The organism is Parasphingorhabdus litoris DSM 22379, assembly GCF_020906275.1.
GTDB classification, from domain to species: Bacteria; Pseudomonadota; Alphaproteobacteria; order Sphingomonadales; family Sphingomonadaceae; genus Parasphingorhabdus; species Parasphingorhabdus litoris.
In genome coordinates, this window is sequence record NZ_CP086727.1 from 1195892 (window position 1) to 1217467 (window position 21576).

22 protein-coding genes are annotated in these 21576 nt (G+C 53.6%); 11 read left to right on the forward strand and 11 right to left on the reverse strand.

Annotation, left to right across the window (positions count from 1 at the left end; genetic code table 11):
* Positions 1-30: 30 nt before the first annotated feature.
* Positions 31-984, reverse strand: coding sequence for a DMT family transporter (locus BS29_RS05770; protein WP_229956263.1), 954 nt, complete (start codon positions 982-984; stop codon positions 31-33).
* A gap of 227 nt (positions 985-1211) precedes the next feature.
* Here BS29_RS05770 and BS29_RS05775 point away from each other — a divergent pair, with 227 nt between their 5' ends.
* The 7 genes from BS29_RS05775 to BS29_RS05805 all read left to right on the forward strand — a co-directional run bounded on the left by BS29_RS05775 (position 1212) and on the right by BS29_RS05805 (position 7726).
* Entirely contained in the window at positions 1212-2630 is a 1419-nt protein-coding gene (locus tag BS29_RS05775; RefSeq protein WP_229956264.1) for an aldehyde dehydrogenase family protein, read from the forward strand.
* A 66-nt stretch (positions 2631-2696) separates the two neighbouring features.
* On the forward strand, positions 2697-3644 hold the full coding sequence (locus BS29_RS05780; RefSeq protein WP_229956265.1) for a polysaccharide deacetylase family protein: 948 nt from the start codon (positions 2697-2699) through the stop codon (positions 3642-3644).
* Entirely contained in the window at positions 3641-4786 is a 1146-nt protein-coding gene (locus tag BS29_RS05785) for an acyl-CoA dehydrogenase family protein (RefSeq protein ID WP_229956795.1), read from the forward strand. Before BS29_RS05780 ends, BS29_RS05785 begins: the two co-directional genes overlap by 4 nt.
* Positions 4787-4812: 26 nt before the next feature.
* Entirely contained in the window at positions 4813-5856 is a 1044-nt protein-coding gene (locus BS29_RS05790) for an enoyl-CoA hydratase/isomerase family protein (RefSeq protein ID WP_229956266.1), read from the forward strand.
* Positions 5853-6635: an enoyl-CoA hydratase-related protein gene (locus BS29_RS05795; protein WP_229956267.1), complete on the forward strand. Its 783-nt coding sequence runs from the start codon at positions 5853-5855 to the stop codon at positions 6633-6635. Before BS29_RS05790 ends, BS29_RS05795 begins: the two co-directional genes overlap by 4 nt.
* A gap of 2 nt (positions 6636-6637) precedes the next feature.
* Positions 6638-7516 carry a 3-hydroxyisobutyrate dehydrogenase gene (gene mmsB / locus BS29_RS05800; protein WP_229956268.1) on the forward strand — a complete coding sequence of 293 codons (879 nt, stop codon included), beginning with the start codon at positions 6638-6640 and terminating at the stop codon, positions 7514-7516.
* Positions 7517-7522: 6 nt separating this feature from the next.
* The gene (locus BS29_RS05805) at positions 7523-7726 is read left to right on the forward strand and encodes a hypothetical protein (RefSeq protein WP_229956269.1); all 204 of its coding nucleotides are present in this window, start codon (positions 7523-7525) and stop codon (positions 7724-7726) included.
* On the opposite strand, the gene BS29_RS05810 is transcribed toward BS29_RS05805, so the two are convergent.
* Positions 7720-8244, reverse strand: coding sequence for a hypothetical protein (locus BS29_RS05810; protein WP_229956270.1), 525 nt, complete (start codon positions 8242-8244; stop codon positions 7720-7722). The two genes, BS29_RS05805 and BS29_RS05810, sit on opposite strands and share 7 nt — an antisense overlap.
* Entirely contained in the window at positions 8241-8612 is a 372-nt protein-coding gene (locus tag BS29_RS05815) for a VOC family protein (RefSeq protein WP_229956271.1), read from the reverse strand. The genes BS29_RS05810 and BS29_RS05815 overlap by 4 nt, the downstream gene beginning before the upstream one ends.
* A gap of 67 nt (positions 8613-8679) precedes the next feature.
* Here BS29_RS05815 and BS29_RS05820 point away from each other — a divergent pair, with 67 nt between their 5' ends.
* The gene (locus BS29_RS05820) at positions 8680-9219 is read left to right on the forward strand and encodes a winged helix-turn-helix transcriptional regulator (protein ID WP_229956272.1); all 540 of its coding nucleotides are present in this window, start codon (positions 8680-8682) and stop codon (positions 9217-9219) included.
* Here BS29_RS05820 and BS29_RS05825 read toward each other — a convergent pair.
* Positions 9216-10745, reverse strand: a complete 1530-nt coding sequence (locus BS29_RS05825; RefSeq protein WP_229956796.1) for a CpaF family protein — start codon at positions 10743-10745, stop codon at positions 9216-9218. The two genes, BS29_RS05820 and BS29_RS05825, sit on opposite strands and share 4 nt — an antisense overlap.
* 160 nt (positions 10746-10905) lie before the next feature.
* On the opposite strand from BS29_RS05825, the gene BS29_RS05830 reads away from it, so the two are divergent.
* A complete protein-coding gene (locus BS29_RS05830) occupies positions 10906-11853 on the forward strand; it encodes a DMT family transporter (RefSeq protein WP_229956273.1) in 948 nt (315 codons plus the stop codon).
* On the opposite strand, the gene BS29_RS05835 is transcribed toward BS29_RS05830, so the two are convergent.
* The 5 genes from BS29_RS05835 to BS29_RS05855 all read right to left on the reverse strand — a co-directional run bounded on the left by BS29_RS05835 (position 11850) and on the right by BS29_RS05855 (position 16686).
* A complete protein-coding gene (locus tag BS29_RS05835; RefSeq protein ID WP_229956274.1) occupies positions 11850-12107 on the reverse strand; it encodes an ATP synthase F1 subunit epsilon in 258 nt (85 codons plus the stop codon). The two genes, BS29_RS05830 and BS29_RS05835, sit on opposite strands and share 4 nt — an antisense overlap.
* Before the next feature lie 124 nt (positions 12108-12231).
* On the reverse strand, positions 12232-13677 hold the full coding sequence (atpD, locus tag BS29_RS05840) for a F0F1 ATP synthase subunit beta (protein ID WP_229956275.1): 1446 nt from the start codon (positions 13675-13677) through the stop codon (positions 12232-12234).
* A gap of 23 nt (positions 13678-13700) precedes the next feature.
* Positions 13701-14576 (reverse strand): F0F1 ATP synthase subunit gamma, encoded by an 876-nt coding sequence (locus tag BS29_RS05845; protein ID WP_229956276.1) that lies wholly within the window; start codon positions 14574-14576, stop codon positions 13701-13703.
* Positions 14576-16105, reverse strand: coding sequence for a F0F1 ATP synthase subunit alpha (atpA, locus tag BS29_RS05850; RefSeq protein WP_229956277.1), 1530 nt, complete (start codon positions 16103-16105; stop codon positions 14576-14578). The genes BS29_RS05845 and atpA overlap by 1 nt, the downstream gene beginning before the upstream one ends.
* A gap of 26 nt (positions 16106-16131) precedes the next feature.
* On the reverse strand, positions 16132-16686 hold the full coding sequence (locus BS29_RS05855) for a F0F1 ATP synthase subunit delta (protein ID WP_229956278.1): 555 nt from the start codon (positions 16684-16686) through the stop codon (positions 16132-16134).
* 278 nt (positions 16687-16964) lie between these two features.
* Between BS29_RS05855 and ada the strand changes: the two genes are divergently transcribed.
* Both ada and BS29_RS05865 read left to right on the forward strand, forming a co-directional pair.
* Positions 16965-18008: a bifunctional DNA-binding transcriptional regulator/O6-methylguanine-DNA methyltransferase Ada gene (gene ada, locus BS29_RS05860; RefSeq protein ID WP_229956279.1), complete on the forward strand. Its 1044-nt coding sequence runs from the start codon at positions 16965-16967 to the stop codon at positions 18006-18008.
* Positions 18001-18750 (forward strand): isocitrate lyase/PEP mutase family protein, encoded by a 750-nt coding sequence (locus BS29_RS05865; RefSeq protein WP_229956280.1) that lies wholly within the window; start codon positions 18001-18003, stop codon positions 18748-18750. Before ada ends, BS29_RS05865 begins: the two co-directional genes overlap by 8 nt.
* 9 nt (positions 18751-18759) lie before the next feature.
* Here BS29_RS05865 and BS29_RS05870 read toward each other — a convergent pair whose 3' ends face one another.
* Complete coding sequence (locus tag BS29_RS05870; protein ID WP_229956281.1) at positions 18760-19986, reverse strand: MFS transporter; 1227 nt, start codon at positions 19984-19986, stop codon at positions 18760-18762.
* 13 nt (positions 19987-19999) lie between these two features.
* Positions 20000-21547, reverse strand: a complete 1548-nt coding sequence (locus tag BS29_RS05875) for a S1C family serine protease (protein WP_229956282.1) — start codon at positions 21545-21547, stop codon at positions 20000-20002.
* Between the last annotated feature and the right edge of the window lie 29 nt (positions 21548-21576).

Genomic DNA, 21576 nt, shown 5'->3' on the forward strand with positions numbered 1-21576 from the left:
CTATGCGCTTTAATCGTACTTGCCAAGCTATCAGTTTTCGCTGTTTGCGTCTCGTGATGCACGGACATGCTCGCGCCAGGCGATAAATAAGCCAGACCCGATGATAATCGGTGCGCCCAGCAGTATCGATAATCCTGGCCATTGGCCGAACACAACAACACCAATGATCGTGGCCCAGAGGAGCGCGCTATAGTCCATCGGCATGATCGTCGAAATTGGAGCAAAGCGCAGGGATTGGGTTATTGTGAGTTGCCCGATCGCTCCGAATATGCCGACGCCAAGTAAATAGCCCCATGTCGTCGCGTCATGCCCACCACCATAAATTGCCGCGCAAACCGCCAATGCCGGGAGGGTGTAGACTGAGAACCAGAATATTGTCACGATGCTGGTTTCGGTCCTCCCCAACATACGGATGACGAGCGTCACGGATGCCGTTACCAAAGCTCCGACCAGCGCTACTGTCGCACCAAAGGCCGGGATCAGCGTTCCGCCCGGCTGGATCACAACAAGTACCCCAATAAAGCCGATCAGGATTGCGGACCAGCGCCGGATACCGACTTTTTCCCGAAGGATTAGCGCAGCAAATAAGGTCGCGAATATAGGGACGGTGAAGCTGATAGTCGTGGCGTCAGCCAGCGGCAATAACGTCATTGCCCAGAAATTAAGGCCCATGGCAAAGATACCAAGTGCAGAACGCAGGATATGCAGTCCGTGTTTGTTTGATTTTATCGCTGGCCAGCCCGCCTCGCTTTGCCAGATGAGGAAACAGATTAATGGCATGGCGGTTAGCTGACGATAAAATAAGCTTTCGGTAACATGGACCCCTTGCTGCCCGGCCAGTTTTACAAATGCGAACATGATCGCTAGCGACAGCATGGCCGCGAGCCGAGTAATTATGCCTGCCATTGGCCGATTTTGGCCTTCTGCAGGTGGTTGAACCGGTGTAGCTTCAACCGGCGCTTTATCTAAAACATCAGTTGTCATATCGCCGATTGAATGGTGGTGAGACGGTTCATTTTGCTGACGATAGGCGCATTCGGATTGCTAATGCAATTGCGTATCGCAGCAGCGCTCTGTCGCTTTTGTAATTTAATTGCGCGTAGCGTTGCATGCTTATCGGTGGTGAATTATATGTATCGGTAAAGAAAATGCCTTGTCGACGAGTCCTTTTCCGTTGATATTCGAGCACAAATTTATTTCAGGAGCTTATCATGCTGGACACAACCACCAACCCGCAGGATCCGATTGCGGAAGAAGTCGCTGAACTGGTTGCGCGGTCACGTGCGGCACAACAGCAGATTGAAAACTATACGCAGGAGCAAGTCGATGAACTTATCCGCGCTATGGTCTGGGCCGTTGCCGAGGAATCCGTTGCCGAAAAAATTGCACAGCATACGGTCGATGAGACGCAGCTCGGTAACTATGACGGCAAATATCTGAAAATTTTCCGCAAAACACGGGCAACTTTGTTTGACATTATCGACGACAAGTCCGTTGGTATTATCGAAGAAGATCACGAGCGTAACATTGTTAAAATCGCCAAGCCTGTTGGCGTAATCGGTGCTCTGTCGCCATCGACCAATCCCGAGGCCACCCCGGTAATCAAAGCGATATCGGCGGTTAAGGGGCGCAACTCGATCATCGTTGCTCCGCATCCCCGGGCAAAACTGACCAACAAGATGATTTGTGACCTGATGCGTGATGCCATTGTCAAAATGGGTGCGCCGGCAGATCTAGTGATCAGCATTGATGTGCCATCGGTTGAGAAAACAAATGAGCTGATGCGGCAATGTGACCGCGTACTGGCAACCGGCGGCGGCGCTATGGTCACTGCAGCTTATTCCAGCGGTACGCCTGCTCTTGGTGTGGGTGTAGGTAACGCTGTTATCACAGTGGACGAAAGCGCTGATCTAGAAGATGCAGCCGAGAAAATCCGGATTTCGAAAACCTTGGATCTGGCGGCTAGCTGTTCTTCGGACAATAGCGTGATCTTGGTCGATGCCATTTATGATGAGATGGTCGAAAAACTGAAGCATCAGGGCGGTTATCTGGTCAACGAAGAAGAAAAGCAAAAGCTGCAGGATGCGCTCTGGCCTGATGGGAAATTCAACACATCAATCGTTGCGCAACCAGCAGAGAAGATTGCCGGTATGGCCGGTTTCAACCTGCCAGAAGGACGGACATTCTTCATGGTGCCGGAAACCGGTTTTGGTCCGGACTTTCCGTTCTCTGGCGAAAAACTAACCGTCATTATGGCGTTATACCGGGCTGCCGATATCGAAGAAGCAATTGAGCTGACCAATAACATTCAAGCCTATCAGGGGCAGGGGCATAGCTGCGGACTCTATTCCCGTTCGGACGAGAATATTATGAAACTCGCCAATGCAACTCGTACATCCCGTGTGATGGTAAATCAGCCACAATCAGCCTCGAATAGCGGCAACCTATGGAACGGCATGCGTCAGACCTTCTCGCTCGGCTGCGGCAGCTGGGGCGGTAATGGCACCAATAATAATATCACGTGGCGTGACCTGATCAATGAAACTTGGGTTTCCAAGCCATTGGCAGTGTCCAAGGAATTGCCGTCGGATGAGGATCTGTTCGGTGACGTGATGCGGAAATTGGCGTAAAGCTCACTTTGTCGATATTTCACAGGCACCAGCCTTTCTTAACTTAGAAGGGACAATGATCCTGCAATGATACGCTTATTATTGATCCTTACGGCAAGCTTTTGTTTTGCTTTGCAATCTGCAGGCGCCGAGAAGCGTATTGCAATTAGTTTTGATGATATTCCGCGCCACACGGGGGGCTTTTTCACGCCGGATGAACGGGCGATAAAACTGATTGCTGCACTGGCTGATGCGGGGGTTGAGCAGGCCGGTTTTTTTGTAACAACCGGCAATTTGGACAAAGAAGCGGGCCAAGGCGGTGAAGACCGCATTCGCGCCTATGTTGCTGCAGGCCATGTCCTTGGCAATCACACCAAAACCCATCCCTGGCTATGGAAAACGGCGGTTGAAGATTATGTCGCTGAGATAGATGAAGTCGAAAAATGGCTCAAAGGCCGACCAGGCTATCGCCCCTGGTTTCGCTTTCCCTATTTGGACGAAGGCCGCCGCGATCTCGATAAGCGTGATGCTGTGCGCAAGGCGCTTTCGGAACGTGGCCTTATCAATGCCTATATCACGATCGACAATTACGACTGGCATATAGACAGACTGGCATCACAGGCCGCCAAGCAGGGTAAGGTGATGGATATGGACGCGCTGCGCGATCTCTATGTCGAGACAATGATCGATACCTCCAATTTCTATGATGATATCGCGGTGCAAACGATCGGTCGCTCTCCGGCTCATGTTCTGCTGTTGCATGAGACGGATATTGCAGCGCTGTTTATTGATGATCTGGTGCGCGAGCTGATCGCGGATGGTTGGCAAATTATCACAATGGACGAAGCTTATAAGGATCCAATAGCACGAACAGAGCCGGATACATGGTTTCTTGGCAGCGGCCGGGTAGCTGCGTTGGCTCACATTAAAGGCTCCACGCCGCGGGAACTTGTGTATGAGCGAACCGACGAAGACGTTTTAAGCCGACTCTTTGCGGAGCGGGTTCTGAAAGAAAAATGGAACGACAAGAAATGATTGACCAATTTTCCCTGACCGAAGATCAACTGGCCATTCAGGATATGGCCCAGAAATTCACGGCAGATGCGATTACCCCACATGCTGGCAAATGGGACGAAGAACATATTTTTCCGCGCGATGTCATCAAGCAAAGCGCCGAACTGGGCTTTGGTGGCATCTACGTGTCGGAGGAGTCAGGCGGGATCGGACTTGGTCGGCTGGAAAGCGCGATAATCATGGAAGCGATGGCTTATGGCTGCCCATCCACCTCAGCCTTCATTTCCATCCACAATATGGCAGCGTGGATGATCGATACATTCGGGGCGCAGGCGGTAAAGGACAAGTTTCTACCAGACCTGATCAGCATGGAAAAAATATCCAGCTATTGTCTCACGGAACCCGGGGCCGGCTCTGATGCCGCATCATTGAAGACCAAAGCAGTGCTCGATGGAGACCATTATGTCGTCAGCGGATCGAAAGCTTTCATTTCTGGTGGCGGTCAAAATGAGGTCTATGTGACGATGACACGAACATCCGATGATGGTGCGAGTGGCGTGACCTGTCTGGTGATCGAAAAAGATATGGAGGGCGTCAGCTTTGGTGCGAATGAGAAAAAACTCGGCTGGCACTCACAACCGACCGCGCAGGTGAATTTCGACAATGTCCGTGTGCCGGTCGAGAACCGTGTCGGCGGCGAAGGCGAGGGTTTTCGCATTGCAATGGCAGGCCTTGATGGAGGTCGTTTGAACATCGGAGCCTGTTCGCTAGGCGGTGCGCAGCGCTGCCTTGATGAAGCGATTGCCTACACCAAAGAGCGTAAGCAATTTGGCAAAAGCATAAGCGATTTCCAGAACACCCAGTTCATGCTGGCCGATATGGCGACCGATCTTGAGTCCGCACGCGCTCTTCTTTACATGGCTGCGGTGAAAGTAACGCAGGGTGCCCCTGACAAAACCAAATTTGCCGCTATGGCGAAGCGTTTGGCAACTGACAATGGCTCGAAAATCGTCAATGATGCGCTGCAGCTTTTTGGTGGCTATGGCTATTTACAGGATTATCCGATCGAACGCTTCTGGCGCGATTTGCGTGTTCACTCGATACTCGAAGGTACCAATCAGGTCATGCGCATGATTGTATCGCGTGAAATGCTTAGGCAATAACTGCCGTTCAAGATTAGAAAGATAAAATGACAGAAGATCTCATCATCAGGAAAACCGGCCGGGTCGGGCATATCAGCCTGAACCGCCCTAAAGTCATCCACTCACTCAATCTCGCGATGTGCGAGGCAATGCGCGATACACTGATTGAATGGCGCGATGACGACAACGTCGAAGCTGTGTTAATCGATCACAGTGAAGGCCGCGGATTTTGTGCCGGCGGTGACATTGCGATGTTGCAGGCATCCGGCAAAAAAGATGGTAAAGAAGGGCGTGAGTTTTTCTATAAGGAATATCAGCTCAACCATCTGTTGTTCGAATATCCAAAGCCGGTGGTGGCCTTCATGGATGGTATCACGATGGGCGGCGGTGTCGGGATTTCCCAGCCAGCCAAATATCGGGTAGCGACCGAAAATACCCGCTTTGCGATGCCGGAAACTGGTATCGGGCTATTCCCAGATGTTGGCGGCGGTTGGTTTTTGTCGCGGTTGGAGGGGCGTTTAGGCCAGTTTCTGGCGCTGACCGGCGCGCGTTTGGACGGGGCGGAATGCAAGGAGGTCGGACTGGCAACCCATTATGTGCCATCGGAAAATCTCGAGGAAGCAAAGGAGCGGATCAGCGAGAATCCGGACCGTATTGATGGCATATTGGGCCAGTTGTCAGGCTCTGTGCCTGCAGCCCGGATCGCCGAAAATTTGGATAAGATAGATAAATTTTTCGCGTCCGACATTTATGAAGATATTCTCGCTGCGCTGGACGCAGACGATAGCGATTGGGCGGCCAAAGAACGGGATACGCTGGGCACAAAAAGTCCGCAAACCTGCAAGGTTGCACTCCGCCAGCTGAAAGAGGGTACGGGTATGACAACATTTGCTGATGAAATGCGCAATGAGTATCGCATCGCATCGCGGGTTTTGGTCCGGCATGACTTTATCGAGGGTGTTCGCGCCTTGATTGTCGACAAGGACAATGACCCCAAATGGAATCCAGCAACACCCGAGGAAACAACTGACGAACTGATCGACAGCATTTTTGCGCCCTTGCCGGTAGAAGAGGAATGGAAACCGCTATGACCTATGAAACAATTCTGACCGAGAAAAACGGGCAAGTGACCCTGATTACGTTGAATCGGCCCAAGTCGCTCAACGCGCTGAACAGCGAGGTTCTGGACGAGTTGATCAGTGCCTTTGCAGCCTTTGAAGCGGACGAAACACAGCTTTGTGCGGTGCTCACCGGTTCGGGTGACAAGGCTTTTGCGGCGGGTGCAGATATCAAGGAAATGTATGAGAAAGCTGCGGCTGATTTCTATTTGGAGGATTTTTTCTCCAAATGGACCAGTCAGATTGTGAAGTCGACCCGCAAACCCTGGATTGCAGCGGTGAATGGCTTCGCATTGGGCGGGGGCTGTGAATTGGCGATGATGGCGGATTTCATCATTGCCAGTGAAAACGCTAAATTTGGTCAGCCGGAAATCAAACTGGGCGTTGCGCCGGGCATGGGCGGATCACAACGCCTGACCCGTGCGGTGGGCAAGTCCAAATCGATGGACATGTGCCTGACCGGCCGGATGATGGATGCCGAGGAAGCGGAACGGTCGGGACTGGTTGCTCGCGTCGTACCGCATGACCAACTGCTCGACGAGGCTGTTAAAGCTGCTGGCACGATCGCCTCGATGCCGCCCATGGCGATTCAGGTGAACAAGGAAATGGTCAATGCCGCGTTTGAAACGATGCTGGATCAAGGCCTGTTACACGAGCGTCGCCTGTTCCAGATTTTGACCGCTACCGAGGACAAGGCCGAAGGCATGGCCGCGTTTATTGAGAAGCGGGAAGGCAATTGGAAGGGGCGCTAAACATGAAAATCGGATTTATCGGTCTCGGCAATATGGGCGGCGGCATGGCTGCCAATCTGGCGAAGGCGGGGCATGAAGTGCATGCGTTCGACTTGTCTGGCGAAGCGCTCGCCAAGGCAGGGGAGGCGGGTTGTCATCCTGTCAGTGATGCCGCCGATGCTGTCCGCCACATGGAAGCTGTGGTGACGATGCTGCCAGCCGGGAAACATGTCCGATCCGTCTACGCCAATGATGTGATTATCAACGCTGGGCCCGGAACATTGGTGCTGGATTGCTCCACCATCGACGTCGATAGCGCGCGAGATGTTGCTGATATGGCTAAAGCCAAGAATATTGTTCCAGTCGATGCGCCGGTGTCAGGCGGTATCGCTGCGGCCAATGGCGGTACTCTGACCTTCATGGTTGGCGGCAGTGAAGAGGCGTTTAAACGGGCCGAACCCATTTTGTCAGATATGGGCAAGGCTGTGATACATGCCGGTGACAATGGAGCGGGGCAGGCGGCTAAGATCTGCAATAACATGCTTCTCGGTGCTTCCATGATTGCGACCTGCGAAACGTTCAAAATGGCGGAAAAGTTGGGTCTCGACCTTCAGAACTTTTACGATATTTCCTCGAAGGCATCGGGCCAGAACTGGTCGATGACAAGCTATTGCCCTGTGCCTGGTGTTGGCCCGCAAAGTCCGGCAGATAATGGCTATGAAGGCGGCTTCGCTGCAGCTTTGATGCTGAAAGATCTGCGTCTCGCGATGGAAGCAGCGGAAAGCGCGGGTGCGCAGGTTCCCATGGGCGAGAAGGCGCAGGCTCTCTATGAGCAATATGCCGAAGTAAACGGGCAGGGCGACATGGACTTTTCCGGCATTATCAAAATGTTGGATGATTGACCGACTTTGGATTGGTTATCGGACTTAAGTGGCTGGGCGATTGCAGGCGGCGTTGCGGTCGTGACCGCAGCCATTGCTGCGATTGCCGAACGGCGCCGCAATAATCGCAAGAATATCGAAAAAGTCGGCTTCATGCCTTGGCCGTTTGTGATGCTAATGTCTTTGCTTTTTGCAGCTATCAGCATCGGCCTGGCGTTTAAGGGTTATTGAACACGATCCTCTGCTGAGCTTTCGCAATCACTGGTTTTCTCGTAATTGGCTTGTGCAAATGGTTCAAAGCGGGCGCCGTCCCTGAGAACAAAGTCGGTCACCTTTAATTGGCCTGTAATGCCAAGTTCATAGCGTGTCTGACCGGTTTCGACCGTTTCATTGTGCCAGGTTGCGGTGAAAGTTTTGTCCGACACAAAAGCGGTCAGCTCATGATCTACTTCATTGCTACCAACCCAGCTACCGCGCCAGCGACCCTTTCCATCCGGAAAATAATCCGCGCGACCCGTGAATCGGGTTTTTGTACCATCTTCACTTTCGGCCAGGACTTTATATTCCAGCTCTAGCCCGCTGTCATCGGACAATGGACAAACAGAAAGGATCATTTTGGCTGGCTGTTTGAAAAGCGTACCTTGACCGATCCAATGGCCTACTAGCCAATGCGGAGTGTCTGTTTTGTCTTTAGGCGCTGGCGCTTCCATTGCCAGCATCACTGGCAGCCATAGCAACGCGGAAATCATTGATTGTCATTCTCGAATAACATCATCGCATTGTCATCGGGGTCATAGAAGGTCAGCAATTTCACCAGACCGGGAATATGTTGGATTTCCCCATCCTGCTTTACCTCCGCCGCGTCCAGACTGGCTTTCGCTTCAACAATGTCCTTTACACCCCATACCGGAGTTGCGCCGCCGCCTTTTTCCACTGTCTCGACCTGACTAAGGCCCAGATTGACGTTCGCTAGTCCCGTAGACATTTCGCCCCAGGCAATTTCCTCGTTCTTGTAGAGAAGCTCAAAATTCAGGATATTCGCATACCATTCGATCGATGCGTCAATGTCGCTCACGCCCATGGAGACGGTCAGATCACCGTCATAGCTAATAGTCATATTGAATACTCCCGTTTTTCGAGTCGCGGTTGATTTATAGTCAGAAAAGTATAGTAGATTAAATATTATGTCAATTTTGCCTCTATCGACGGTTCTTGCGCTCAGCCGCTATCGCTGGTCGATAGCGATACTGGCGACGCTTTCTGGCAAAGGCGCGCGTTTTGTGGAGATATTAAACCGTGTCGGCCTGTCGCGTGACAGCCTGTCCCGGGCTTTGGAACAGCTGATTGAATCAGGCTGGGTGATCCGCAATCCGGGGCATGGTCATCCATTGCGTCCGGAATATCTGCTGACAGAAAGCGGTGAGGCGTTAGCGCGAGTGGCCAGTTCCATTATCACGACTCAGAACCGTCTGGAGATCCCGGTGCAAGACATGACCCGCTGGACCCTGCCGCTGGTTCATGTTCTCGCTGACGGACAGAACCGGTTCAGTGCGATAGAGCGGGCTTTGCCCGAAGCATCACCGCGCGCAGTTTCGCTCAGCTTGAAAGCCTCGACAGCACAGCGACTTGTGCAAAGAAAGGTGCTCGACGGATTCCCGCCGACGACAGAATATCTTCTCGCGAAAAACGGTAAATATTTCGCCGAAGCTTTGGAGATATCTTAGAGACAAGCCTCGAGCAGGGGCTGTTCAAAGCCGTATTGCCGCGCTTTTTCAAGCGTGTAAGGGCGCAGGCCAGAGGACTGATATTCGCCAATAATCTTGCCGTCAGCATCCTCGTCCAGATATTGATATTTGAACAATTCCTGGGTCACGATCACGTCGCCTTCCATACCGATCACTTCGGTAATGTTGGTGGTGCGACGTGAACCATCGCGCAGACGCTTCACCTGAATGATCAGATCAACCGATTCTGCAATCTGACGCGAAATCGCTTCTTTCGGGATCTTGATGTCACCCATCAAAATCATGTTTTCCATACGGCCGAGACACTCGCGCGGAGAGTTGGCGTGAAGCGTACACATGGAGCCATCATGGCCCGTGTTCATGGCGGCGAGAAGGTCGAAACATTCGGCACCACGAATCTCACCAAGGATGATCCGGTCAGGACGCATACGCAGGGCGTTTTTCACCAGGTCACCAATGGTAATCGCGCCTTCGCCTTCCAGGTTGGGCGGGCGGGTTTCAAGCGGTAGCCAGTGGGGTTGCTGTAAGCGAAGCTCGGCAGCATCCTCGATGGTCAGCACGCGCTCACCGGGATCGATCATTTTCGACATGGCGTTGAGCATGGTCGTTTTACCAGAACCCGTACCGCCAGATATAACGACGTTAAAACGGCAAGCACCCGCAATTTTCAGCGCCGTACACATGGCTGTCGACATCGAACCAAAGCCCTGCATCATATCGAGGGTAATTGGCTTGTCGGAGAATTTACGAATCGAGATCGCTGTGCCTTTAAGGCTGAGCGGCGGCACAATGACGTTCACACGAGAACCATCGGCTAGACGGGCGTCGGCAAGCGGCGTAGTCTGGTCGACGCGGCGGCCAACCTGGTTCACAATACGCTGTGCGATCTGGAAAAGATGTTCTTCATCGCGGAACTGGATTGGCGCGATTTCAAGCTTACCTTTTTTCTCGATATAGGTCTGTTCGGGGCCATTGACCATGATATCGGAAATATCTGGATCCTGAAGCAATTCCTCCAGCGGTCCAAAACCAAGTAGCTCGTCAACCAGCACTTTTTCCAGCGCAAATTGCTCGCGCCGGTTCAATGTCAGTTTCAGCTCGGTCAGCACTTCCATGATGATTGGGCGGAATTCTTCGGTCAACTCTTCCTTGTTGAGCGTTGCCGCCGCTTCTGGATCAACGCGTTCCAGCAAGCGAGGAAGCACCTGTTCCTTAATTTTGTGCACGGAGGCACCAAAGCCTTCGTCCTTGTCGGTCTCTTCCGGTAGCGGATTGGACCGCTCGGCAAGGCGCGACATCGCATCATCTTTGTCGGGGCCACCGGCTGTTTGTTGCTCACCGGGCAGAGGAACGGCGTCTATTGGCGGAAATTGACCGCCTCCAGCTGGTTTATCCAGCTCTTCCTTATCCTGAGGCTTTGGTCCGCCACCGCCAGACATAGGTTTCGCGACGCCAAATGACGGTCTTCCGCCACCCAATCCATTTTTCTTACCAAATGCGCTCATGTCTCTCCGCCGGAAATAGTTTGTTCCCAAATCATCAGACATCTCTTTCGCGGAAAATGGTTAATGTTTGAATAATGCTATGGGACAGTTTTGAATTTAAGCGATTTTTTTCACTCGGAAAATGGAGGTTGTTTCTTGTCGAATAGCCTGCAATCGGTGGTTGGACCCTCTTTTGATTGGACGGATATTGCAGGCGGATAAAAATATTGGAAAGACAGTAGCGGGCAGCGGTATCTTGCTGGCGCTGATTGCTTTTTCCGGTTTTCCGATTGGTGATGCGTTTATCAAGTCGATGGCAGGCGACTGGCCGGCCCCGGCGGTTGCGGCATTGCGTTTTACTATCGGCGCCATCGCTTTGGCGGCCATTCTGTACTGGCGTGAAGGCAGGGCGGGTTTCCAGATCAGCCGGCCCTGGCTGCATGCCGCGCGGGGCCTAACTTTGGCGGTCGGAACCATAACCTTTTTTTCTGCCATTTTCATCATGCCGCTGGCGGATGCTGTCGCGATATCTTTTATCAATCCGATCCTGACCGCCTTGTTTTCCGGTTGGTTTTTGAAGGAGAAAATGCGGCCGGCGACATGGCTGGCGACGATTGTCGCTTTTGGCGGCGTGTTGATCATGCTCAGACCCAATGTCGCGGCCTTCGGTTGGGTCGCCATATTGCCACTTATCACTGCTGTGGCGATGGCCGCCATGCTGATCCTGAACCGCATGGTGTCCAGCCAGCGTTCGATATTTGCAGCGCAATTTTATATCGCTTTCTGGGCCGCCATATTTTTGTCAATTGCCTCTGTTGCAGGGCATTTTCTGCTTCCGGTGATGTTTGTCCCGGGAGCGCCCGATTGGGATGTGATCCTGCGCTGCGCAATTGTGGCCGTAACCGCCACTGGTTGCCATTTTCTGCTCTATATGGCGACTATGCGGACGACAGCGGCGGCCATTGCACCAATTGTCTATATCCAGCTGATCGTCGCATCGCTGATCAGCGTGTTTATATTTGGAGATGCGATTGATCCACTGGCACTGGTGGGCGGCAGCTTGATCCTGCTCAGCGGGTTGTTTCTGTGGCGCAGCGAACGCCGCGCGGCACCGGTTGTAGAGGCTTAGGAAACGGCTTCCGCGAGAACCGTCAGGCCTTTTTCATTCACTTCGGCAAAACCGCCCTGAACGGTGATCACTTCGGCCTCTGCGCCTTCGCTGGTGTAGATGGACAGCTCTGCATCGCGGATGGTCGACATAAACGGCGCATGGCCAGCCAGTACGCCAAAATCGCCCTCTGTGCCGGGGACAACGACCATGTGAACATCGTCCGACCGGACGAGCTTTTCAGGAGTTACGAGTTCGAAATGTAGGTTTGCCATTTTCTGTCTCTTCCCCCCTCCCGTTTACGGGAGGGGCCGGGGGTGGGCCTTGTTTGGCCCGTTCACTTATATGGTGGGATATTCCCACCCCTAACCCCTCCCGCAGGCGGGAGGGGAACTTCGATTAGGCTGCTTCTGCTGCCAGTTGTTTGCCTTTTTCAAGCGCTTCATCAATGCCGCCGACCATGTAGAAGGCATTTTCAGGAAGGTGATCATATTCACCATCCACAACCGCTTTGAACGATTTGATCGTGTCTTCCAGATCCACGAATTTACCTGAAATGCCGGTAAAGACTTCCGCAACGTGGAAAGGCTGAGACAGGAATTTCTGAATCTTACGCGCACGGGCAACGACCAGCTTATCTTCCTCAGACAGCTCGTCCATGCCGAGAATGGCGATAATGTCCTGAAGAGACTTATATTTCTGCAGGATTTCCTGAACAGCGCGGGCCGTATCATAATGTTCCTGACCCACAACGCGTGGCTCTAGAACACGCGAGGTTGAATCGAGCGGGTCAACAGCAGGGTAGATGCCCAGCTCTGAAATCGCACGGTTCAAAACGGTGGTCGCGTCCAAGTGGGCAAAGCTGGTTGCCGGTGCAGGGTCGGTCAAGTCATCGGCAGGAACATAAATGGCCTGAACCGATGTAATCGAGCCCTTGTTCGTGGATGTAATCCGTTCCTGCAGCGCCCCCATGTCGGTGGACAGGGTGGGCTGATAGCCCACAGCTGAAGGAATACGGCCAAGCAGCGCGGACACTTCCGAGCCAGCCTGCGTGAAGCGGAAGATGTTATCGACGAAGAAAAGCACGTCCTGGCCTTCCTGGTCACGGAAGTATTCCGCAATGGTCAGGCCGGACAGAGCAACACGAGCACGCGCTCCTGGAGGCTCGTTCATCTGACCATAAACGAGGGCCACTTTTGAGCCTTCGGATGTTGCGTTGCCGTCTTCGCCCTTGGCGATAACGTTCGCATCGAGAAATTCGTGATAAAGGTCATTACCTTCACGGGTACGTTCACCAACGCCGGCGAAAACGGATGTACCGCCATGGCCTTTGGCGATGTTGTTGATCAGTTCCTGAATAAGCACGGTCTTGCCCACGCCGGCACCGCCGAACAGGCCAATTTTACCGCCCTTTGCATAAGGGGCTAGCAGGTCGACAACCTTAATACCGGTGACGAGAATTTCGCTGTCGGTGGACTGGTCGACAAAAGCAGGTGCTTCTGCGTGAATTGGTGCTGTGGTCTTGTGACCAATCGGGCCCAGCTCATCAATAGGTTCACCCACAACATTCATGATGCGGCCCAGCGTTTCGGGGCCAACAGGCATGTTGATCTGCGCGCCGGTGTCGGTGACTTCCTGACCACGGGTCAAACCTTCGGTCGCGTCCATGGCGATGGTACGCACAGTGTTTTCGCCGAGATGCTGAGCAACCTCAAGCACCAGACGATTGCCGTTATTGTCGGTTTCCAGAGCCGAGAGAATGGCCGGGATATCCGTGTCAAAGGTTACGTCGACGACAGCGCCGATAACCTGTGAAATGCGGCCTACATTGTTGGTATTTGCCATTTGTCTTTCCTTGCGTACGTGCTTTAGAGCGCTTCAGCGCCAGCGATAATTTCAATCAATTCAGTTGTAATTGCGGCCTGACGGCTGCGGTTATATTCGATGGTCAGGCTGTCGATCAGGTCGCCCGCGTTGCGCGTTGCGTTGTCCATCGCGGTCATCGATGCGCCTTGCTCTGACGCCATATTTTCCAGCAAAGCGCCGAAAATCTGGGTGGTCAGGTTGCGCGGCAGCAACTCGGTGAGGATTTCTTCCTCATCAGGTTCATATTCTGTCGACGCGCCCGATGCTTCGTCGCCTGACGTGTCCAGAGCGACAGGAATAATCTGTTGCGCCGTTGGTTCCTGAACCAGAGCGGATTTGAATTTCGAGAAGAAGAGATGGGCAACGTCAAATTTGCCTTCTTCAACCATTGCGGTCAGATCTTCGGCAATGGCTTTGGCTTCTTCAAAACCGGGCGTTTTGGCTTCCGATGTATCGAAATGCTTGATGATCTTGTCTTCATAGAGACGCTTGATCACCGGAATACCTTTGCGGCCAACCATGTAGAAAAGGACCGTCTTGCCTTCTTTGGTCAGCTTTTCAGCCTTCAACCGGGCTTCTTTGACGATATTGGCGTTAAACGCGCCGCAAAGACCGCGATCGGAGGTTGCTACAACCAGAAGGTGGACCTCGTCCTTGCCTGTGCCTGCGAGAAGTTTCGGTGAATTTTCATCGACCGTCACTTTGCCGGCGAGACTCGCCATGACCTTTGCCATTTCCGTGGCATAGGGCCGTGCGGCTTCGGCTGCCATCTGCGCACGGCGCAATTTGGCAGCGGCCACCATCTTCTTGGCCTTGGTGATCTTCTGGGTCGATTTAACCGACCCGATCCGATCCTTAAGTTCCTTGAGCGAAGCCATTAGGCAAAGCTCTTGCCAAAGGCCGTCAAAGCGTCTTCGAGCTTCGCCTTGGTGTCATCGGCCAGGTCACCGCTTTCACGGATGGTTTTCAGAATGTCGGCATGATCGGCGCGCATATGGGCTAGCATGGCTTCTTCATATCGCACAACATCGTCAACTGCGACATTGTCCAGATGGCCGTTGGTGCCAGCGTAGATGGAAGCGGTCTGCTCTTCAAAAGCGAGCGGAGAGAATTGCGCCTGCTTCAGAAGCTGCGTCAAACGCTCACCGCGTGCCAGCAATTTTTGGGTGGACGCGTCCAGGTCAGAACCGAACTGCGCAAAGGCCGCCATTTCGCGGTACTGAGCCAGATCAAGTTTAATCGAGCCCGAAACCTTTTTCATTGCTTTCGTCTGTGCAGCGGAACCCACACGCGAAACCGAAAGACCCACGTTAATCGCAGGACGGATGCCCTGGTTGAACAGGTCGGTTTCAAGGAAGATCTGACCATCGGTAATCGAAATCACGTTGGTTGGAATATAGGCGGAAACGTCACCAGCCTGCGTTTCAATGATCGGCAATGCGGTCAAAGAACCAGAGCCATTATCTTCGTTCATTTTCGCTGCGCGTTCGAGCAAACGTGAGTGAAGATAGAAAACGTCACCGGGATAAGCTTCACGGCCCGGAGGACGACGCAGAAGCAGGGACATCTGACGATAAGCCACAGCCTGCTTGGAAAGGTCATCATAAACGATACAGGCGTGCATCCCGTTATCGCGGAAATATTCACCCATCGTCACACCAGTATATGGTGCGAGATATTGCAGCGGAGCAGGCTCGGAAGCCGAAGCGGCTACAACAATGGAATATTCCATCGCGCCATTTTCTTCGAGCTGACGAACGATCTGTGCAACGGTGGAGCGCTTCTGGCCCACAGCAACATAGATACAGTAAAGTTTTTTGCCTTCGTCATCACCAGCGTTGATTGTTTTCTGGTTGATGAAGGTATCAATGGCGACAGCGGTTTTACCGGTCTGACGGTCACCAATGATCAATTCGCGCTGGCCGCGACCAACGGGAACCAGAGCGTCAAGCGCTTTAAGGCCGGTTTGAACAGGCTCATGCACCGATTTACGCGGGATGATGCCCGGCGCTTTGACTTCAACGCGGCTACGCTTTTCGGTTTTGATCGGGCCTTTGCCGTCAATTGGGTTGCCGAGACCGTCTACAACGCGGCCAAGCAGTTCTTTGCCGATCGGAACGTCCACAATCGTGCCGGTCCGCTTAACAACGTCGCCTTCTTTAATGTCTGCATCAGAACCGAAGATCACGACACCGACATTGTCAGCCTCGAGGTTCAGCGCCATGCCTTGGGTGCCGTTGGAGAATTCAACCATCTCACCGGCCTGCACCTGGTCAAGACCGTGGATACGGGCGATGCCGTCACCAACCGCCAAAACGGTTCCGACTTCGGAAACCTGGGCTTCATTGCCAAAATTGGCGATCTGGTCCTTGATGACCTTTGAAATTTCTGCTGCGCGAATATCCATTGTGTGTCCTTAGTCCTTTTTGGCCTTTAGCCCTTCATGGCCTGAGATAGCGTGTTCAAACGGGTTTTAATTGAGTTATCGATCATCTGGCTGCCGATTTTAACGACCAGACCGCCCAATATGGACGGATCGACAGAGGTGGAAACCGAAACATCGCTTCCCACACGTTTCTTGAGCTGCGCCTTGAGCGCATCAACTTGAGCATCATCCAGCGGATGAGCGGAGGTCACTTCAGCGGTAATTTCTCCGCGATGGCTGGAAGCCAAAGTGGAGAAGGCGCGAATGACCGCCGGTATCTGGTCGAGACGGCGATTGGCCGCGAGAACACCAAGCACGTTGGTGGTCAGATCGTCGAGCTTCATTTCCTTGGCGATACCGGCAATGGCCTTACCAGCGTCGGCACGAGACAGAACCGGGCTGCTGATCAGCGCTTTCAGGTCGTCCGATTCGCCCATCGCATTGCCGAGTGAAGCAAGACTTGCCTCGACAGTTTCGATGGCTTTATTTTCGGTGGCCAAAGCGAACAGCGCAGTGGCGTAACGCCCCGCTAAACTCGCCCTAATGCCGCTGGAATTCTCCACGCGTTCTTTACTCCGTGCCTGTATTATTGATCTGAAAATTGACCAAAAAACTGGTATGTGATTTGTTCCCGAACAGCGGCGAAATTAACAGCATCTCGCCTTCGGATGGGCGGCGTCTAGCAACCATTTTGCTGCGATGCAAGATGGCACTCGAACGCTTTTTGAAGATTGCCAAAAAAGGCGGATTTTCAAGCTGTTTGATTATGTCCGAGGTAAGATTTTGCTTTGATCGCAAGATACGGGATGCGAGGGTCGGTAAAGGTTGGCAAAAGAATGGCATGAACAACAACGAATCCTTGATCGATGACAACATGGCCTGGCAGGCGGTGGCCAATCGCGACCGGTCTTATGACGGCAAGTTTGTAACCGGCGTATTGACCACCGGTATCTATTGCCGCCCATCCTGCGCTGCACGGCACCCGAAGCGTGAGAATGTACGGTTCTTTGCCAAGCCTGAGCAAGCGGAAGCAGAAGGGCTCCGCGCTTGCTTACGCTGTATGCCCAAGGATGTGGCACGCGATGACGCGGCGGTGAAAGCCGTGATCGATGCGATCCGTATGGCCGAAACAGCGCCCACGCTGGACGAACTGGGTGCCATGACCAGCTATTCGCCAACCCATTTGCAGCGCATATTCAAACGTGAGATGGGTTTGTCACCAGCGGCCTATGCGCGAGCCCTGCGATCCGAGCGGGCCAAGCAAGCCCTAGATGACGGTGCATCGGTAACCGAGGCTATATATGATGCGGGCTACGGCTCTGCTTCCCGATTTTATGCAGATAATGGAAAGAGATTAGGCATGAAGCCAAGTGCTTGGAAAAATGGCGGGGCGGGCGTGACGATCCGCTGGGCCAATGTCGAAACGTCGCTGGGCACGATGATGGTTGCTGCCACAGATAAAGGCGTGTGCTGTTTATCGTTCAATGAAGGTGAAGAAGAACTGCACGACCGTTTCCCCAAGGCGGACCTGCAACCCGGTGATGACGCGTTTCAGGAACTGTTGTCGGAAGTTGCAGCGTCCGTCGAAAAGCCCGGCGATTTTAGCCATATTCCGCTGGATGTGCAGGGCACCGCTTTTCAGGAGGCCGTTTGGCAAGAACTTCAGAAAATCCCGCTCGGCGAAACCCGCAGCTATGCCGATATCGCGGCGGCCATAGGCAAGCCCAAGGCGGTGCGCGCCGTTGGCAGCGCCAATGGCGCCAACAATGTCGCCGTGCTCATCCCCTGTCACCGGGTGGTGCGTAGCGACGGCAGCATGGGCGGCTATGCCTATGGGTTGGAGATAAAAGAAGCTTTGCTCGAGAAGGAAGCGCTTAATGACTGATAATATCGCCCAATTTGCGGAACTGCATCAACCCGGCCAGCCGCTTATCCTATACAATATCTGGGATGCGGGCAGTGCCCAAGTTGCCGTGCGCGCTGGAGCCAAGGCGGTCGCAACGGGCAGTCTATCAGTCGCGGGTGCTCAAGGTTTTGAAGATGGCGAAAAACTGCCGTTTGAGTTTGCCTTAACCAACGCGAAACATATTGTCTCGGCGGTTGATGTGCCGGTTAGCATTGATCTGGAAACCGGATATGGCGCTGATGCTACTGCCGTTGGAGAAAATGCGCGGCAGATGAAAGACGCCGGTGTGGCTGGCCTCAATCTTGAGGATCAAGACCTGTCGGCGGGCGGATTGCGCGATGTGTCGGAACAGGCCGAACGCGTTAAAGCAGCTGCCGACACCGGACTGTTTATCAACGCACGCACGGATTTGTTTATCCAGACCCCCTTGACTGATCATGACGATGCACTCGCCCAAAAAGCGCTGGAGCGTTGTCAGGCCTATGCCGATGCGGGCGCAGGCAGCTTTTTCATTCCCTTTGCAGCGGATGAAAAGCTGATCGGCGATATTTGTGAGAAAGCCAGCTTGCCTGTCAACATCATGAGAATGCCGGACAGCCCATCCATATCCCGTTTGGCGGAGCTGGGTGTGGCCCGTATCAGCTATGGCCCTGGCCCTTGGATGGCAGCAATGACAGCATTTGAAGCGGAAGCGTTGAAAATATTTCGCAATCAGGCCTGAATAGTTCTCTCAACCTTTGTGATCAGGCGCTGGCTTGATGATCAGCAACAGAACTAGTGGGATCAGCCCGACCAAGGCTGCAATTGCAAAGGGTGCGCCGACAAATTGGAACGGCGCGGCATCGCTGGTGAAATAGGACAACGAGCCATTGTAGAGCAGGGGCGCGATCAGAGCGGCCAGTGCGGCAAGACTGCCGTTAAAGCCTTGCAGCTCTCCTTGCATATTGCTCGGCGTGCGGCGGGACATCATCGCGTTGATGCTCGGCATGGCCATGCCTTGCAGCCCAACCACCAGGCACATGGACAGCGCAACCCAACCGACGTCAACCATCACGTAGACTGCGAAAATAACGATGGCGACGAATATTCCGAATATGGCGGTTTTTCGTTCACCAACCGCGCTGACAAAACGACCAATCAGAAAAGCTTGCACCAGTGCCATGGACAGACCGACGCAGGTCAGCGACAATCCCACCATCTTGCTGTCCCAGCCATATTGTGCCGGTGCGAAAAACGACCAGCTGGTTGGGTAGATCGAGCTGCTGAGCATCCACAGGAAATAGATCATGGCGACGCCCAGCAGGTTCGGCAATTTGCCAAGATTGAGCAGCGCACCCAGCGGATTGGCGCGTTTCCATTCAAAACTGCGTTTCTCTTCCGGTGCCATGGTCTCAGGAAAAGCAAACCAGCCATAGATGAAATTGAGAAAGGCCAATCCGCCAGCAACAAAAAACGGAATGCGCGTACCAAAATCACCCAAAAAGCCACCCAATGCCGGGCCGACAATGAATCCGATACCAAAGGCCGCACCGACCAGGCCAAAGCTTTTGGCGCGGTCTTCATCGCTCGACATATCGGCCATAGCGGCATTGGCCGGACCGAATATGGCGCCCAATCCACCTGCAATGGACCGGCCAATAAACAACCACACGATTGAGGTCGCAAAACCCATCAACGCGAAATCAATACCAAAGGCGAGCAGCGAAACCAAAAATACTGGGCGACGACCAAAGCGATCACCGAGATTGCCGACAAGTGGCCCCATCAAAAACTGGAATAACGCATAAGAGGCGCTGATAAAGCCGCCAAGCATTGTCGCCTCGGACAGGCTTACGTCCTCCAATTCCTGAATAAGCTCCGGCAGTACCGGCATGATGATGCCAAAACCAACGGAATAGATGAACACCGTCAGCAGTACAAAGCGCATAGCCGACTGGCGCTGCTTGTCAGCGATCATAGCGCGCTAGCGATCATGGAGAGACTTTCTCGCACTCATAAACCAACCGCTCGTTGGTTTGCATGGGAAGCTCGGTACGGATGGCCTTCACCATCTCGGTAATATCGGCCAATGCTTTTTCGTCACTGGTGCATGCACGATTGCCATATTGTTTGCGAATTTCGCGCGCTTTGGTCATCGCGCTGAGGCCCAGCAAATAACGTTCGGTGGTGAATTCAGCGCTCGCAGGATCAAAACTGCTGATCGTGACTGTCTGTTCCTCATTGGGCACGAAAATGCGCGACCATTTGTCGCCATCGCGGCCATATTGCGTGCGCCCGTTGACGCAGCCGCCTTCGGCCCAGTCCAGATCCAGTGTATCGACCTGCGATACCGTGATCCGGCTGCGTTCGGAATTGAGGCGGCATTGATATTGTCCTGCCGTTGCAAGCGCGCTGCCTCCATTCGTGCCATTTTCGTCTGGCAGTTTTTCTTTGAGCGCCGCTGCTACGCGGTCATCAATTTCGCTAAAGGCAGGCCGCGAAAGAAAAACCAATATCGCCCCAACCAGCAACAGAGCCGCGCCGCCAGCCGTGCCGATAGCGGGCGTACGCTTGTCCTGAAGCATCAGATAGGCCGCCCCGCCAGACACAAACAGTGATAACACCAACATCAGGGCGGCGATCGCCATCTGATTTTCACGCTCGGTTGTAATTTCCTGGGAAATTGCGGTCCGCAGCTGGGCTTCCGCCTGTCGGCGTTCGGCCGCTTCAGCCTTTTGGGCGGCTTCTATCCGGGCCCTTGCGGCGGCCTCGCGCCTTTGTTCCTGCTGGCTCAATTCTGCGACGGACCGGCAAGGTGTGGCGGTCAATCCGGCTTTTACGCCGGCTTTACGCAGGAAAGAGAGGATTTCACGGCTGGACACAGCAAAGCCGAATTCGGCATCATTGCCGTCGGACAGGGACCCAAAGCTGTTCGCCCCCAAAATGCGTCCGCAATTATCGATCAGCGGTCCGCCGCTATTGCCGCTGGCAATCGGGGCCGTATGCAGGATCGTGTCAAATTGCTTGGTCGTCCGTCCGCCCGAGACCGAACCGCGCGTTTTCACCGGCGACATCGGATTGATAAGATCATCGAGGTTCAAACCCTGCGCGCGATCGACGGAACCGGGATAGCCGATTGCAACCACATCTGCGCCATCGGCCACCGGTCCGCTGAAAACTGTCATCGAAGGCAGGCGGCCGCCATCCTGCAATTGAATGAGCGCCAGATCATTGCCGGGCGAATAGGCAATGACTTTTCCGCCATAGCTGGTGCCGCCCTGAGATGGCACAATGCCGATGACGACGGACTTCTCCTGCCGGGCAATTTCAACCACATGGGCGTTGGTGACGATCTTGTCAGGTGCCACCGCAAAGCCGCTGCCATGGCCAACAAAGGCCACTTTATCGCCATCTGTGGCGGCCAGAACAACCCGAACCACCGACCGGCTGGCAGCCGCGATATCGGCGGGGTCAGCCTGTGCTGGGGCCGCAGACAGGATCGCCAGAGTTGCAGCAAAAAAAACAAAGAAGCGGTTCATAAATGGGCCTTTAGTGTTTCGTGCTCCGC

Excerpts from the sequence above, each read along its gene's own strand:
- atpD (WP_229956275.1), bottom strand. The coding sequence starts at position 13,677 with ATGGCAAATACCAACAATGTAGGCCGCATTTCACAGGTTATCGGCGCT.
- BS29_RS05820 (WP_229956272.1), top strand. The coding sequence starts at position 8,680 with ATGTCAATTTTGCCTCTATCGACGGTTCTTGCGCTCAGCCGCTATCGC.
- ada (WP_229956279.1), top strand. The coding sequence starts at position 16,965 with ATGAACAACAACGAATCCTTGATCGATGACAACATGGCCTGGCAGGCG.
- BS29_RS05845 (WP_229956276.1), bottom strand. The coding sequence starts at position 14,576 with ATGGCTTCGCTCAAGGAACTTAAGGATCGGATCGGGTCGGTTAAATCG.
- BS29_RS05870 (WP_229956281.1), bottom strand. The coding sequence starts at position 19,986 with ATGATCGCTGACAAGCAGCGCCAGTCGGCTATGCGCTTTGTACTGCTG.
- BS29_RS05775 (WP_229956264.1), top strand. The coding sequence starts at position 1,212 with ATGCTGGACACAACCACCAACCCGCAGGATCCGATTGCGGAAGAAGTC.
- BS29_RS05865 (WP_229956280.1), top strand. The coding sequence starts at position 18,001 with ATGACTGATAATATCGCCCAATTTGCGGAACTGCATCAACCCGGCCAG.
- BS29_RS05810 (WP_229956270.1), bottom strand. The coding sequence starts at position 8,244 with ATGATTTCCGCGTTGCTATGGCTGCCAGTGATGCTGGCAATGGAAGCG.
- BS29_RS05825 (WP_229956796.1), bottom strand. The coding sequence starts at position 10,745 with ATGAGCGCATTTGGTAAGAAAAATGGATTGGGTGGCGGAAGACCGTCA.
- mmsB (WP_229956268.1), top strand. The coding sequence starts at position 6,638 with ATGAAAATCGGATTTATCGGTCTCGGCAATATGGGCGGCGGCATGGCT.
- BS29_RS05815 (WP_229956271.1), bottom strand. The coding sequence starts at position 8,612 with ATGACTATTAGCTATGACGGTGATCTGACCGTCTCCATGGGCGTGAGC.
- BS29_RS05785 (WP_229956795.1), top strand. The coding sequence starts at position 3,641 with ATGATTGACCAATTTTCCCTGACCGAAGATCAACTGGCCATTCAGGAT.
- atpA (WP_229956277.1), bottom strand. The coding sequence starts at position 16,105 with ATGGATATTCGCGCAGCAGAAATTTCAAAGGTCATCAAGGACCAGATC.
- BS29_RS05875 (WP_229956282.1), bottom strand. The coding sequence starts at position 21,547 with ATGAACCGCTTCTTTGTTTTTTTTGCTGCAACTCTGGCGATCCTGTCT.
- BS29_RS05780 (WP_229956265.1), top strand. The coding sequence starts at position 2,697 with ATGATACGCTTATTATTGATCCTTACGGCAAGCTTTTGTTTTGCTTTG.
- BS29_RS05795 (WP_229956267.1), top strand. The coding sequence starts at position 5,853 with ATGACCTATGAAACAATTCTGACCGAGAAAAACGGGCAAGTGACCCTG.
- BS29_RS05835 (WP_229956274.1), bottom strand. The coding sequence starts at position 12,107 with ATGGCAAACCTACATTTCGAACTCGTAACTCCTGAAAAGCTCGTCCGG.
- BS29_RS05790 (WP_229956266.1), top strand. The coding sequence starts at position 4,813 with ATGACAGAAGATCTCATCATCAGGAAAACCGGCCGGGTCGGGCATATC.
- BS29_RS05770 (WP_229956263.1), bottom strand. The coding sequence starts at position 984 with ATGACAACTGATGTTTTAGATAAAGCGCCGGTTGAAGCTACACCGGTT.